The organism is Pseudomonas sp. LBUM1648 (genome assembly GCF_059716145.1).
In genome coordinates this window covers 221,508-236,273 of record NZ_CP166808.1, presented here as the reverse complement: position 1 = coordinate 236,273, position 14,766 = coordinate 221,508, and the positions used below count along the sequence as shown (strand labels likewise).

The 14,766-nt window shown below is 60.2% G+C and carries 11 protein-coding genes; 6 read left to right on the top strand and 5 right to left on the bottom strand.

Annotated elements, in window-relative coordinates; translation table 11 throughout:
* From ACA043_RS01030 to ACA043_RS01020, 3 genes are all read right to left on the bottom strand, one after another.
* A complete protein-coding gene (locus ACA043_RS01030; protein WP_489879635.1) occupies positions 1-726 on the bottom strand; it encodes a MotA/TolQ/ExbB proton channel family protein in 726 nt (241 codons plus the stop codon).
* 45 nt (positions 727-771) lie between these two features.
* Complete coding sequence (locus ACA043_RS01025) at positions 772-1,584, bottom strand: energy transducer TonB (RefSeq protein WP_497658454.1); 813 nt, start codon at positions 1,582-1,584, stop codon at positions 772-774.
* Between the two features lie 304 nt (positions 1,585-1,888).
* The gene (locus ACA043_RS01020) at positions 1,889-4,249 is read right to left on the bottom strand and encodes a TonB-dependent receptor (protein WP_497658453.1); all 2,361 of its coding nucleotides are present in this window, start codon (positions 4,247-4,249) and stop codon (positions 1,889-1,891) included.
* Positions 4,250-4,414: 165 nt separating this feature from the next.
* Between ACA043_RS01020 and ACA043_RS01015 the strand changes: the two genes are divergently transcribed.
* Positions 4,415-5,359, top strand: coding sequence for a LysR family transcriptional regulator (locus ACA043_RS01015; protein WP_497658452.1), 945 nt, complete (start codon positions 4,415-4,417; stop codon positions 5,357-5,359).
* A gap of 107 nt (positions 5,360-5,466) precedes the next feature.
* On the top strand, positions 5,467-7,083 hold the full coding sequence (locus tag ACA043_RS01010) for an alkaline phosphatase family protein (protein WP_497658451.1): 1,617 nt from the start codon (positions 5,467-5,469) through the stop codon (positions 7,081-7,083).
* 197 nt (positions 7,084-7,280) lie between these two features.
* On the opposite strand, the gene ACA043_RS01005 is transcribed toward ACA043_RS01010, so the two are convergent.
* Positions 7,281-8,189: a TauD/TfdA dioxygenase family protein gene (locus tag ACA043_RS01005; protein WP_187679356.1), complete on the bottom strand. Its 909-nt coding sequence runs from the start codon at positions 8,187-8,189 to the stop codon at positions 7,281-7,283.
* A 181-nt stretch (positions 8,190-8,370) separates the two neighbouring features.
* Here ACA043_RS01005 and ACA043_RS01000 point away from each other — a divergent pair, with 181 nt between their 5' ends.
* Positions 8,371-9,291 (top strand): LysR family transcriptional regulator, encoded by a 921-nt coding sequence (locus tag ACA043_RS01000; RefSeq protein WP_489879630.1) that lies wholly within the window; start codon positions 8,371-8,373, stop codon positions 9,289-9,291.
* A 122-nt stretch (positions 9,292-9,413) separates the two neighbouring features.
* Here the strand turns inward: ACA043_RS01000 and ACA043_RS00995 are convergent, their stop codons facing one another.
* Complete coding sequence (locus ACA043_RS00995; RefSeq protein ID WP_497658450.1) at positions 9,414-10,427, bottom strand: ABC transporter substrate-binding protein; 1,014 nt, start codon at positions 10,425-10,427, stop codon at positions 9,414-9,416.
* A 295-nt stretch (positions 10,428-10,722) separates the two neighbouring features.
* Between ACA043_RS00995 and ACA043_RS00990 the strand changes: the two genes are divergently transcribed.
* From ACA043_RS00990 to ACA043_RS00980, 3 genes are read left to right on the top strand one after another with little or no spacing between them, the layout of a single operon-like run.
* Complete coding sequence (locus tag ACA043_RS00990; RefSeq protein ID WP_187679353.1) at positions 10,723-12,321, top strand: ABC transporter permease; 1,599 nt, start codon at positions 10,723-10,725, stop codon at positions 12,319-12,321.
* Positions 12,318-13,133: an ABC transporter ATP-binding protein gene (locus tag ACA043_RS00985; protein WP_497658449.1), complete on the top strand. Its 816-nt coding sequence runs from the start codon at positions 12,318-12,320 to the stop codon at positions 13,131-13,133. The genes ACA043_RS00990 and ACA043_RS00985 overlap by 4 nt, the downstream gene beginning before the upstream one ends.
* Positions 13,134-13,146: 13 nt before the next feature.
* A complete protein-coding gene (locus ACA043_RS00980) occupies positions 13,147-14,757 on the top strand; it encodes an arylsulfatase (RefSeq protein WP_497658448.1) in 1,611 nt (536 codons plus the stop codon).
* Positions 14,758-14,766: the final 9 nt, after the last annotated feature.

Here is a 14,766-nt window from a genome sequence, read left to right as displayed (position 1 = left end):
TCAGGACGCCTCCTTCACTTTTGCTGTATCCCCGTGCGTGGCAACCTTGTGCGCCGTCGGGTGGATCAGCACGCGGAATGCACTCTTCTGCGCCAGGCTGTAGAAGTCGTGGGCGAAGTCATCCAGATCGGCAGCAGTCAGTTTCAAACGCCGCAAAAAGTAGTTGTAAACCAGCACTGCCGGGACTGCGACGGCGATCCCCACACCCGTTGCAACCAACGCCGCACCGATCGGACCCGCCACTGTTTCCAGGCTCGCCGAGCCAGCCGCGCTGATGCCTTTCAACGCCTCCATGATTCCCCACACCGTGCCGAACAAACCAATGAACGGCGACGTACTACCAATACTCGCGACCACCGCCAGACCGGTCTCCAGCGAACGTCGTTCGCGGACGATCTGCTGACGCAGCGCTCGCTCCAGACGATCCTGATGGTTGATCGCATGGCTCAAATCATTGGCCTGCGGCGCCTCGCCCACCTGAATCGCCGCGTAACCGGCCTGTGCCACCCGCGCGGCGGCGCCGGGTTGGGTTTCGCTCAACTCGGCGGCGGCATCCAGACTCGACGCCGCCCAGAAGCGTTTGTGAAATTTGCGATCCTGCGCTTTCAGACGGCCGAACTGCACAGCCTTTAGCAGCGCCAGCCCCCAAGTCGCGACGGAAAAAACCACCAGCAGCCAGATCACCGCGCTTTCGATGGATTCCAGTGGAGATGCCAGTAACGTCATGATGTGTTCCCTCGTGTAAACATTTCGCGCGAATTAGGTTTCGGTTTAATGAATCTTGAAATCAATGGGCACGCTGACCCAGCCGTCCTGGGCGACATCACCCTGCTTGGCCGGAACAAAACTCCAACGCTTGACCGCGTTTAATGCGGCGTCGTCGAGTTGCTGCCGGCCACTGCTTTGCTGAATCTGGATCTCACCCGGTTTACCGCTCGCCAGCACATGCACGCGCAGCAACACCGTGCCTTCCCAACCGCGTCGCTGAGCCAGCGACGGATATTCCGGCGCCGGGTTCTTCAGGTATGCGGCGTTGGCCGAGGCCGGCGTTACCGGCGCCGGCGCGGGTGGTGCAGGTGGCGCCGGGGCAGCGGCTGGAGCTGTCGGTTGTGGCGGTGCGGGTGGCTGTTGAACGGCTTTGGGGGCCGGTTTCTCGACTGGTTTCACCACGGGTTTCGGTTTGGGTTTCGGGATCGGTTTCGGTGGCGGGGGTTTTACCGCCAGTTCGTCCTCCACCGGCGGCGGCTCGACTACAGGCGCGGGAGGTGGCGGCTCGACCACCGGAGGCGCTGGCGGTGCCGGGCGCGAAAACTCGATGGTCATCGGTGGAATTTCCGGCGGCACAATCGGCAGCGCCGGGGTTGGATGCTGATTGATCCAGTAGATCACCGCGCCGTGCACCACCAAGGCCAGCACACCGAGCAGGATCGTTTCGCGCCGGCTCAGAATGCCTTTGGGCGCACGCTGCAAACGCAGCTGCCCCAACGGCACGCGATGGAGCCGGCCAAGATCGACCAATTCGCCACTCGGCGTCTGACGCCACAGCAATTCCTGTGCGCTGGCGGCGGTCTGGACATTGCCCATTGATACACTCCCTGCGGTCTTTTTTACGTTCTCTGCAAAAACTGCCGATTCACCGTTTGTTGAATCCCCCACGGCGAATCGCTGGGTGAATCATTGGGCTAGACGCTTATCTCCGAAAGTAATCTTTAACGTTATGGATAGGCGTTTATGGAATATTAGTTCTGATAAATTCCGCCAAAGCCACGCGCCACAAGGGCTGTAGAGATGGACTGAAAAACACATGCTTTTCAGGCATTGAAAGTATTCACACAGCGCATTGATTTCGCCTGTCGGGGCAGCATCACGCAGCCCCTTGAAGGATCAATCAGAAGTCGTAGCGACCGGTGACGCCGAGGGTGCGCGGTGTGCCGAGCAGGCCTTCATAACCGCCGTTGCCGCCGGTCCACAGGGTCGTGTAGTAGGTTTTGTCGAAGGCGTTTTTCAGCCACAGCGAGACGTCCCACTGACCCTGATTGAAATCGCCGCGAAGGCCGGTGGAGAAGTTGACCACCGCGTAACTCGGGATCTGGCCGTAGTCGGAGTCCTCGACCGTGCCCACCGCTTTTGAGCGGAACGCATAGCTGGCGGTGACGTAGGGTTCGAAGCCGTTATCCAGATTCCATTTGTATTCGCCGTTGGCGTTGCCGATCCATTTCGAGGCGCCGACCACTTGATGGCCGCTGAGGTCGCAAGAGGCCGGCGCGCCCGGCGCCTGGCTGACTTCCGGAGGGCACGGAGCATCTTTGTACGAGAGGTAGCTGACGTCGTTATAGGAGCCGTTGATGTTCAGGGTCAGTCCACGTAGCGGGATCACCGTGCTTTCGAACTCGACGCCGCGCGAACGCACGGAACCGGCGTTGGTCAGGTATTGCACACGGTTTTCGGCGTCGTAAGCGTTGGTCTGGTAGGCGTTGACCTGCGTCCAGAACACATTGGCGTTGAGTTGCAGCCGGTGATCCCACAGCGTGCTTTTGAAACCGAGTTCGGCGTTGTTGGCGCGCTCGGTGCCGATCAGCAACGAGTCGGCGCCGGCCACCGGAGCCGAACCCACCGCAAGGTTGACCCCGCCGGACTTCTCGCCGTGGGACAGCGTGGCATAGGTGAGTACGTCATCGGTGATGCGGTAGCTAAGGTTGAGCAGCCCGGACGGGCTGGAGCTGTACTGGTTCAAGTCGCCGGAATCGTAGGCGCCCGCCCGCCCGCGTCGCGCCGTTGCGGCAGCACCGATGACCGTCGCGCCACCGACCGGGGCATTGCGCGTGACCCAGGCGCTTTTTTCTTCATAGGTGCCGCGCACCCCGGCGGTGAAATCCAGGCGCTCGGTGAGGTGCCATGTGCCTTGGGCGAACAGGGCAAAACTGTCGGTCTTGATGTGGCCGTTACCGACGCTGGTCACATTGGCCAAAGCACCGGCCGGCGTGCCGTTCCAGATATCCGCTTGCGGGCCGTAATAAGCGAAGGACTTGTTGTCCAGATTGTTGCCGAAATAGTACGCACCCACGACGTAATCAAAGAACTCGCCCTTGGGCGAGGCCAGACGAAATTCCTGCGAATACTGTTTGTCTTCCACCGACACCCCGGCGTTGTAGCTCGCCGGCACATTCAGACCATCGTCGTTTTTCGGGGTGAAATTCCAGAAACGATAGGAACTGACCGAGGTCAGGGTGAAGTCGCTCGGCAGCGTCCAATTGGCCTCAACCGACGTGCCGCCCTGATGCACGGTGACGTGCTGGTCGTTGTCCAGATTGACCTTGCGGTGCGAGCCATTGACCAGCGTCGCGCCGGCCGCATTGGCTCGTGACTCGTAGAGATTAACGCCGTTGATGGTCGGCCCGGTGTTGTACAGCACGCGAGTGCCGGCGCTGGAGTCCTCTTCGTTGTAGTCGCCAATCCAGCGTAAATTGAAGTCTTCGTTGGGCTTGAACAGCAGTTGCGCACGGAAGCCGTCGCGTGAACCGCCGTTGAGATCATGGCCGTCGTATTCGTTTTTGATGTCGCCATCGCTGCGCGTGCGATAGGCCGAAAAACGTCCGGCGAGTTGGTCGTTGAGCGGCCCGGAAATCGTGCCCTTGGTCTGGAAATAACCGTCCTCGCCGACCGAGGTTTCGATACTGCGCTCTGGCGTGAAGGTCGGCGCGCGGGTATTGATGTTGATCACCCCGGCCGTGGTGTTTTTACCGAACAGCGTGCCTTGCGGCCCTCGCAAAACCTCAAGCTGTTCGATGTCCATCAGATCGAAAACCGCCATCCCCGGGCGGCCCAGATAGACGTTGTCGATGTACAGACCGACGCTGCCTTCCAGGCCATCGCTGGCCGGGTTGTTGCCCAATCCGCGAATCGACACGCTGGACTGGCGCGCATGCATGTAGGCGACGTTGACGCTGGGCACCAGTTGCTGCAAATCCTGAATCCGGTAGACCCGTTGCGTCTCCAGGTTCTGCCCGCTGACCACGCTCATCGGCGTCGGCACATCCTGCGAACTTTCTTCGCGGCGGCGGGTGGTGACGGTCACCGTTTCCAGTTGTGAGCTGTTAGCCACAGGTTTGTCTGCTGGAACCGGCGCCGGGGTTTCGGTATCGGCGGCGTAGCTGTGAGTCCAACTGGCGCTCCCCGCCAGCAGCAGGGCCAGAGGCAGGCGTTTGAGCCGTCGTGGTGTGAGGGGTGACGCAAGGTTCAACGGACTCATGGCGCGGCTCCTGGTCAAAAAACACACAGACATCTTCAGCACTGCATATTCTTTTAAGTTATTTATTTATGTTTTTACAAAGATTTACTGCATAAGAGATTGCCTTTATAAGGAGTCGACCTAATGCATATCCAATGCATTTCCCGGATATTTTTTATGTGAAAAATGCATATCGACTTGCGTCAACTTCGTCACTTCATCGCCCTGGCTGAACAACGCAGCTTCGTCGCCGGCGCGCAGGCGGTGAACCTGTCGCAGTCGGCGTTCAGTCGCAGCATTCAGGCGCTGGAGCACAGCGTTGGCTGTCAGTTGGTCGATCGCGGGCGCAAGGAATTGCCACCGACCAAACAAGGCCAGGTACTGCTCGAACATGCGCGGCGGCTGGTCAGCGGTGCGCAGCAGATGGCCAACGAGATCAGCCAGTTCAATGGCCTTGAGGCGGGGGAGTTACGTTTCGGTTGTGGCCCTGCGCCAGCGGCGGGATTGGTCCCGCGGGCGATCGGCAGTTTCATCGGGCGTTACCCGAAAGCGCGGGTGCAGTTTCAGGTCGATGACTGGCAGAGCTTGAGCAAGCGCCTGCTCAGTGAGGAGTTCGAATTCTTTGTCGCTGACACGCGGCACTTCGAGGCTGATCCGGATTACCTGACGCATCGGCTGCGCCCGCGCAAATGGCATTTCTGCTGCCGCGCCGGGCATCCGCTGAGCGGTTTTGATCGGGTCTCGGCCGAGCAATTGATGAGCTACCCGCTGGCGGTGAGCATCCGTCCGCCGAACCTGCGCAAGGTCATCGTCGACCTCAGCGGCCGGCCGGATTTCACGCCGAATGTGGAGTGTGAAAACAGTTCCAGCCTGTTGAGTGTGGTGCTGCGTTCGGACGCAATCGGGATTGTCGGCGCGTATTCCGATGCGCAGCATCAGGCCAAGGGAGATCTGGTGTGTTTAAAGATCGAAGGTCTGGCCGATGATCTGGAAGAGTTGTACACCCGCTATGGGATTGTCAGTCGGGCGGGGTATCGGCTGTCGCCGCTGGCTGAGGCGATGATTGAGCAGATCAAGGCAATTGATGCGGTGGATGAAGAGGTGTGTTCACTGGATGGGCTCGCTGTCTGATCGGTCGCCGATGCATCCACTGCATAAAACCCATTCCCCAAATGCACTTGCCGAACACCCCCATCCAAAGCGAAAACCCTCGCCTGTCTCTCTGACCGGTGAACCCCATGTCCCTGCCTGAAAAACCCGTGCGCAACGTGCTGTACATCATGTGCGACCAACTGCGCCGCGATTACCTGTCCTGCTACGGCCACCCGCATTTGCACACGCCGAACATCGATCGCCTGGCCGAAGCCGGGGTGCGTTTCAGCCGCGCTTACACACAAGGCACGATCTGCGGCCCGTCGCGGATGTCGGCCTACACCGGCCGCTATGTCAGCAGCCATCAAGTGGCTTGGAACGCCGTGCCGCTGCCGCTGGAAGAGCTGACCATCGGCGATTACCTGCGCCCCCACGGCATTCGTACTGCGCTGGTCGGCAAGACCCACGCCACAGCTAATGTCGACGCCCTGCAGCGACTGGCGATCAACCCCGCAAGCGCACAGGCCGAAGTGCTCAACGAGGTCGGCTTCGAACCGTACTTTCGCCACGACGGGATCTTCCCCGATGACCCGCTGTTCGACGACAAACGCGAATCCGCGCCCTACACCCATTACCTGCGCGAGCAGGGCTTCGACGGGCGAAATCCCTGGCACGACTGGGCCAACGCTGCCGAAGGCGAGAACGGCGAAATCCTCAGCGGCTGGAAAATGCGTAATGCACATTTGCCAGCACGAATTCCCGAGCAACACTCAGAGACTGTCTACACTACAAATCGAGCCATCGACTTCATCGTCGAGCAAGGTGAGAAACCATGGTGTTTGCACCTCTCGTACATCAAACCGCACTGGCCCTATATCGTACCGGCACCATACCACGCCTTGTACAGTACGAAATCGATTCTCGAACCGGTCCGCGCGACGCCCTCCGAAGCCAGTAAACACCCCGTATACGCTGCCTTTCGCCAGCATGAAGAAAGCCTCAACTTCTCCCGCGATTCAGTACGATTGAATGTAATCCCGACCTACATGGGCCTGATCAAGCAAGTGGATGATCAGCTCGGACGGCTGTTCGATTTTCTGCAAAGTAATGGCCGCTGGGATGACACGCTGATCGTGTTCACCAGTGATCACGGCGACTTTCTGGGCGATCACTGGCTGGGCGAGAAGGAGTTTTTGCTTGAGCAAGCGGTGGGCGTGCCGCTGATCGTGCGTGATCCTCGGGCGGCAGCGGATGTCACTCGCGGAACAGTCGATGATCGACTGGCGGAAACCATCGACGCGTTGCCGACGTTTCTTCAGGCGTTGGGACTGCCGCAGGCGGAACATCGACTGGAGGGCCGCTCGCTGATACCGCTTTTACACGGCGAGAATCCGGATTGGCGCCGCTATGCAATCAGCGAATATGACTACGCGTTTCAAGCGCCGGCGCGGGAGCGACTGGGTCAACCGATTGACCGTTGCCGCATGACCATGGTGCGTAGCGAGCGCTGGAAATACCTGGCGTACGACGGCTTCAGGCCACAGCTGTTTGATCTGCTGAATGATCCGCAGGAATTGCGTGATTTGGGTGAAGACCCGGCTTACGCGGCGGTGCGCGAGGAGCATGCGGGGTATTTGTTCGAGTGGGTGCGGGGGTTGAAGCGGAGGACGACGATCAGCCATCAGGAGATTGATTGGCGTGGGCAGCGGTTTCGCTACGGAGAGCCGGAAACCGAGAAGGTTGTTCAGATTGGTGTCTGGTAGCGGGAAGAACCCCTCACCCTAACCCTCTCCCGGAGGGAGAGGGGACTGAATGGGGGATATTTCAGAGGTACACCGACCTGATCGTGCTTCACCGAATCCATAATCGATAAGGTCTTTCAGGTCGATGCATAACGCGAGACAACTCGGTCGGCTCCCTCTCCCTCTGGGAGAGGGCTGGGGTGAGGGGCTTTTGATCTTCAGTCACGACCTTTGATCGTCTGACTACGCTGCCCCGAAGCCCCCACAGGCACTTCCCCCTTCAACGTCACCCGACGCACCACCCGATCCTGGGTGCCGTAATCATCAATCGCGTAATGCTGGGTCGAGCGGTTATCCCAGATCGCCACATCACCAGCCTTCCAGCGCCAGCGCACGGTGTTTTCCTGACGAATCACATGGCTCTGCAACAGCCCGAACAGATGCGCCGAATCCGCTTGCGAATAACCCTTGATGCGTTTGACGAAATGCCCCAGCAGCAAGCTCTTCTCGCCGCTGATCGGGTGGACGCGCACCACGGGGTGCTCAGTCTCGTAAACGGTCGACGTGAAGATTTTGCGATAGCGCTCAAGCTTCTCCGCCGAGACGTCCGGCTTGGCGCTGGCGTAGTCGTATTCGTTGCTGTGCACGGCGACCAGTTTGTCGGCCAGTTCACGCAGTTCGGACGGCAGTTCGTTGTAGGCGGTGGCGGTGTTGGCCCACAGGGTGTCGCCGCCGAACGCCGGAGCGACTACCGAGCGCAGGATCGAGGCTTTCGGGTAGGCATCGACGAAAGTCACGTCGGTGTGCCACGAGTTGGCGCGCTGACCCTCGGCACCGTCCAGTTCCAGCAGATAACGAGTGCCCTCACGCGACGGCACGGTCGGATGCGCCACCGGCTCACCGAGCAAATGGGCGAAGGCTTCCTGACGCTGATCGTCGAGTTGGGTCTGCTCGCGGAAGAACACGACCTTGTAGTCAATCAGTGCCTGTTGAATGGCTTCAACGGTGGCGGCGTCCAGCTCACCAGACAAGTGCACGCCACGAATCTCGGCGCCGATACGACCGGCCACCGGATGAATTTCCAGCGCGTGGACAGCGGGTTTTACAGCGAGTGCGGCATTGCTCATGGGTAGACCCTCATCGACTGCTTGCGGTTGGACGGCAGCGAAACATCGCTCTATCTATATTCCTTTTACATCTAATAGATATTCATATGCTTCGTTGACGGAATAAGAGCTTGCATTTAAAACCTCTAGCAACCCTCGTCGCAAATGCCTTTGAGCTATTTTTAGGATGCCGGAAAAGCATATGGATCTTCGCCAGTTGCGCTACTTCATCGCCCTCAATGAACATCGCAGTTTTGTCCGCGCGGCGGACGCGATGGGCATCACCCAACCGGCGTTCAGTCGCAGCATTCAAGGGCTGGAGCAAGAGCTCGGCTGCGTGCTGGTGGATCGCGGCAACAAGGATTTGCGCCCCACGCCCGAGGGCCAGGTGGTGCTGCAACACGCCCTGACGCTGGTGCAGGGCGCGGCGTTGCTGAGCGCCGAAGTGACGCAGATGACCAAGCTCGATGCCGGCGAAGTTCACTTCGGCTGCGGGCCGGCGCCCGCGGTGAAACTGGTGCCAGACGCGGTGGCGCAGTTCATCAACGCGCATCCGAAAGTACGCACCTGCTTTCAGGTGGATAACTGGGAAAAACTCAGCCGCGCCCTGAGCCGCGAGGAGATCGAATTCTTCATTGCCGACATCCGCCATTTCGAGGCCGACCCGAACTTCCAGACCCAGCCACTGACGCCCAAGCGCGGGGTATTTTTCTGCCGGCCGGGGCATCCGCTTTTGGCCAAAGAAAGCCTGTCGACCAACGACATGTTCGACTATCCGCTGGCGGCCACGCTGATCCCGCCGGGCATTCGCAAACTGCTGGCGAACCTCAGCGGCCGGATCGATTTTTCACCGACCATCGAGACCGAGCATTTCCCGGCGCTGGTGAAAGTGGTGCTGCAATCGAATGCGATCGGCATCGGCACGGAAGAGGCGTTCTGCGAGGACATCGCCCAGGGTTCGCTGGTGCTGCTGCACTGGCGCAATCTGCCGCAGAACCTGGAGAGCATGAATGCGCGGTGCGGCATTGTCAGTCGTACCGGGTTTCGGCTGTCGCCGGCGGCGCGGGCGATGATCGAAACGTTGGTGGCGGTGGACAAGCAGAAAGTCAGCGTCGCTGTTTAGGGCCCTTTCGCGAGCAGGCTCGCTCCCACAGTGATTCGGTGGCGAATGCAGAATTGGTATTCACCCAAGATCCCTGTGGGAGCGAGCCTGCTCGCGAAGAGGCCTGACCAGACACCAGAGTTTTAGAGCTTGGCTGCAGCGAGTTCAGGCGCCACCCAATCGCTGACCTTGAACGGCTTGCGAATCAGCCGTTGCTGCGCTGCCAGATCCACCTTGTCCTGCAAGCTGCCAAGGAACACCGGGTCCAGCGTCGACGGAAATATATCGCTCAACTTCTGATCCTGCAGATCCTGGGTCAGGATCAACGGCGGATAACTCGCCAGACCCGACACCAATTGCACGTAAGCGTCCTTGTTGCTGTCCTGAGTCAGCCACTCCACCGCTTGCTGCTGAGCCTTGAGCAGTTTCGCCACGGCCTCCGGGTGGGCATCGACGAATTTGCCTGTCCCGACCAGCACCGACTGCACACTCCCCGCGCCACCGAGATCCTTGGTGTTCAGCGGCAGTTCGGCCAAGCCTTTGGCTTGCAGAGCGGCCAAGCCTGAACTGCCCCACGACGCATCAATCTGCTTCGCTGCCAGCGCCGCGACCGCCGCACTGAAATCAAGGTTGATGACCTTCAGGTCTTTTTCGCTCAGGCCTTGGCTGGCCAACGCCGCATCGAATGACAACTGCGTCGCTGTACCACGAAAGATCGCCACGCGCTTGCCCTTGAGATCCTGCAGGGTCTTGATCCCCGAACCCGGCACCACGCCCAGATACTGCTTCACGCCACGAGCGCTGGCGCTGAGCAACCGCGTATCGAGGCCATTGGACTTGCCGATGATTGCCGCCAGATCGCCCAGATACGCCAGATCGACCTGACCATTGGCGAACGCCTCGTTGATCACCGGCCCCGCCCCCTTGAAAAAGCTCCACTGAATCTTGATGCCCTGCTCGGCGAAGGCCTTTTCGAAGATTTGCTGATCGCGCAGCACATCGACCACACCGCCGCCACTGTGCTGGGTGCCCGCACTCAGATCGGGCACAGCGATCCTGATTTCCTTGAGGTCGTCGGCGTGGGCGGTAAACGCCAGAAAACCCGCCAGCGCCGGAGCGAAAAACAGACTGATGACACGTTTGAAGGGAAGGTTCATGGGTGCGGCTCCTTGATCACGACGGGCGTTGAGGAGCCGAAAGTAGGCTGAAGGAGCACCTTCGCTTAAATACTATAAATTCACATTTTTATAGCTTTTCGCGCTAAGCAAGCAGCGATAAGGCCTGCAGCGGCGTATGCATTGACAGCATCGAAAATATTCTTCGAATGCATTGGATGCGTGTGGGCCAGAAGCCTTAAATGGTCTGGCTTATCTCCCAATAGCATTGATTTGAATTTTGTTAGATCAATTTTGCATACAGGTCTGTCTGCAACCCGACAACGGAGGTCACCCCATGGCCCGTGATTCCTTGCTCAGCCTGCCGCTGCCGGCGCCACCGCTCAAAACGCGCCGCACGGGGCCAAGCCTCAATCAACGCCTGTTGCCGTGGCTGCTGCCGCTCAGTCTGTTCGCGCTGTGGTGGCTGGCCGCGCGCAACCAATGGATGAGCGAACAGATTCTGCCGGCGCCGTCATTGGTGTGGAACAGCGCGGTCGAACTGTCTCAGGGCGAGTTGTGGGGTCATCTGTGGATCAGTCTGCAACGGCTGTTCTGGGGACTGCTCGCCGGGATTTCGGCGGGCGCCGTGCTCGGTGCCGCGCTGGGCTTCAGCCGTCGCCTCGAACGTTTGATCTTCCCTACTTTCGCCGGTCTCGCGCAGGTGCCGACGCTGGCGTGGATTCCCCTGTTCATGGTGTTTTTCGGCATAGGCGAAGTACTGAAACTGGTGGTGCTGATCAAAGCCATCGTGGTTCCGGTGACGCTGCACACCTTGGTCGGCGTACGCGATGCCCAACCGAAACTGCGCGAAGCCGCCGCCGTGCTGCGCCTGCCGTCGCTTTTGCTGATCCGTCGTCTGGTCCTGCCCGCCGCCCTTCCCGCGTTCATGGCCGGTGTGCGCCTGGCGCTGGCCGCCGGTTGGACATCGTTGCTGGCGGTTGAACTGCTGGCCTCCAGTGAAGGCATCGGGTACCTGATGGTCTGGGCGCGCCAGCTGTTCATGCTCGACATCGTTTTCGTCTGCATCGTGGTCATCGGCTTAATCGGCATGGCGATGGATCGCGGCATCGGTCTGCTGGACAAAAAACTGCTGCACTGGCCACACCCGGCCACCGCCGAAATTCGTCGCGGCCCACGCTATGAAGGCTGGCAGCGGGTGCAACCGTGGCTGCTACCGCTGGGCTTGTTCGCGCTGTGGCAATTGGCGAGCGATCAGCAGTGGGTCGACGCGAACATTCTGGTGAGCCCGCTGGCCGTATTGAGTACAACATGGGACGGCTTGCTCGATGGCACGCTGATCAGCGGCATGGGACTCAGCCTGGGCCGCACCCTCGGTGGTTTGCTGTTGGGCGGTGGGCTCGGTTTTGCCCTGGGCTTGCTGTTGGGCCTGTCGCACATCAGCGAACGCCTGCTCGGCCCGACGCTCGCATCGATCCGCCAGATCGCGATTTTCGCCTGGGTGCCGCTGCTCACCGCGTGGTTCGGTCTGGGCGAATTGGCCAAGTGGGTGTTCGTCGCCCTCGCCGCATTCTTTCCGCTGTTTATCGCCACCCAACGCAGCGTCACCAACCTCTCGCCGCAACTCAATGAAGCGGCGCAAGTACTGCGCCTGAACCTTGGCCAGCGTTTGCGTCGACTGGTGCTTCCGGGCGCCGCACCGGGGATCTTCGCCGGGCTTCGCCTGAGCCTGATCTACGCCTGGCTCGGCACCATCGGCGCCGAATATTTCATGCCATCCAACGGCGGCATCGGCAGCCAGATGATCGGCGCGCAACAACTGCTGCGCATGGACCTGATCATGGCCGGCATGCTCCTCGTCGGCCTGACCGGCGCCCTGCTCAACCTCATTGGCCAACGCCTGGAAATTCGCGCGACCCGCTGGAGACACGCATGAACGCACCGATTGTCAGCTTCAACCATGTAGGCAAATCCTTCGACGTCGACGGTTTCGAACTGGAGGCGATTCGCGAATTCAACCTGGACATCGCCGAGGGCGAATTCGTCGCCATCGTCGGCTCCAGCGGCTGTGGCAAATCCACGTTGCTGCGCTTGCTGGTGGGCCTCGATACGCAATTTCGCGGGCAGATCACCGTCGATGGCAAAGCCGTCAGCGGCATCGGTGGCGAGCGCGGCATTGTCTTTCAGGAACACCGTTTGTTCCCGTGGCTGACGGTGGCCGACAACATCGGCCTCGGCTTGGTCAACGAACCGCTGAGCGCTGCGCAAAAGCAGCAACGTATCAACGATTTCATCGATCTGGTCGGCCTGCGCGACTTCACTCGCGCCTATCCGCACCAGCTCTCCGGCGGCATGGCGCAGCGCGTGGCGATCGCTCGCGGTTTGGTCGCCAGCCCACGCATTCTGTTGCTCGACGAGCCTTTCGGAGCCCTCGACGCACTGACCCGTCAACAGATGCAGGACGAACTGTTGGCGATCCGCAACCGAGCAAAAATCACCACGATCCTCGTCACCCACGACGTCGAAGAAGCGATCTTCCTGGCCGATCGTGTGGTGGTGATGGAGCCGCGCCCGGGGCGGATCAAGCAAGTAGTCGACGTCGCCCTGCCCCATCCGCGTCAGCGCAGCAGTTTCGACTTCCATCAGTTGCGCGAAGAGCTGCTCCACGAGCTGACCAGCGACGATCATTACCAACCGACCCCGCCAGCACAGATCCGCGATCTGCCGCTGTCGTTCATTGCCTGCTGAACAGGAGTTTTCGATGCCGCAACGTCCCAATTTTCTGGTGATTCTGGCCGATGATCTCGGCTTCTCCGACCTCGGTGCGTTCGGCGGTGAAATCGCCACGCCGCACCTTGATGCCCTGGCCAACAACGGCCTGCGCCTGACCGATTTCCACACCGCGCCAACCTGCTCGCCGACCCGTTCGATGCTGCTGACAGGCACCGATCACCACATCGCCGGCATTGGCACCATGGCCGAAGCACTGACGCCGGACCTGATCGGCAAACCGGGTTATGAGGGCTACCTCAACGACCGCGTCGTCGCGCTGCCCGAACTGCTCCGGGAGGCTGGTTATCAGACATTGATGAGCGGCAAATGGCACCTGGGCCTGACCGCTGAACTGGCGCCACATGCACGCGGTTTCGAGCGTTCGTTCTCGCTGTTGCCGGGCGCGGCCAACCATTACGGTTTCGAGCCGACCTACGATGAACACACGCCCGGCCTGCTGAAGTCCACCCCGGCGCTGTACATCGAGGAAGACACGTTCGTCGACGAACTGCCCAAGGATTTCTACTCGTCCGATGCCTTCGGGGACAAGTTGCTGCAATACCTCAAGGAGCGCGATCAGACCCGCCCGTTCTTCGCTTACTTGCCGTTTTCCGCACCGCACTGGCCGTTGCAGGCGCCAGCCGACATTGTCGAGAAATACCGCGGCCGCTACGACGCCGGCCCGGAAGTCTTGCGCCTCGAACGCCTGGAAAAACTCAAGGCACTGGGGCTGATCGAGCCAGACGTCGAGCCGCATCCACTGATCGAGTTGACCGCGCAGTGGGACGCCCTAAGCGTCGAGCAAAAGCAGATTTCCGCGCGGGCAATGGAGGTCTACGCGGCGATGGTTGAGCGCATGGACTGGAACATCGGCCGAGTCGTCGATTACCTGCGCCAGCAAGGGCAACTCGACAACACGTTCATCCTGTTCATGTCCGACAACGGTGCCGAAGGCGCGCTGCTTGAAGCGTTTCCGAAATTCGGCCCGGAGTTGATGACGTATCTGAATCAGCATTACGACAACAGCCTCGACAACATTGGCCGGGCCAATTCCTACGTCTGGTACGGGCCGAGCTGGGCGCAAGTCGCCACCGCGCCGTCGCGGTTGTTCAAGGCATTCACCACTGAGGGTGGGATTCGCGTCCCGGCGCTGCTGCACTATCCGCAATTGCCTTTGAAGGGGCAGATCAGCCATGGCTTCGGCACGGTGATGGACATCACCCCGACCATTCTTGATCTGGCTGGCGTGCGTCATCCGGGCAAACACTGGCGCGGCAAACCGGTCGCGCCGTTGCGCGGTAAATCGTGGCTGGGCTTTTTGTCCGGCGAAACGGCGCAGGTGCATGACGAGCACACGGTGACAGGGTGGGAATTGTTCGGGCGCCGGGCGATTCGCCAAGGGTCGTGGAAAGCGGTTTGGATCCCGGGGCCGGTGGGGCCGGCGACGTGGCAGCTTTATGATCTGGCCAGTGATCCGGGGGAGATTCATGATCTGGCGCTGAAGCAGCCTGACAAGCTCAGCACGTTGATCGGGCATTGGCAGCAGTATGTGGAAGAAACCGGGGTGATTTTGAGTGCTTCGCCGTTTCAGCCGGATTAGATGTTGCCT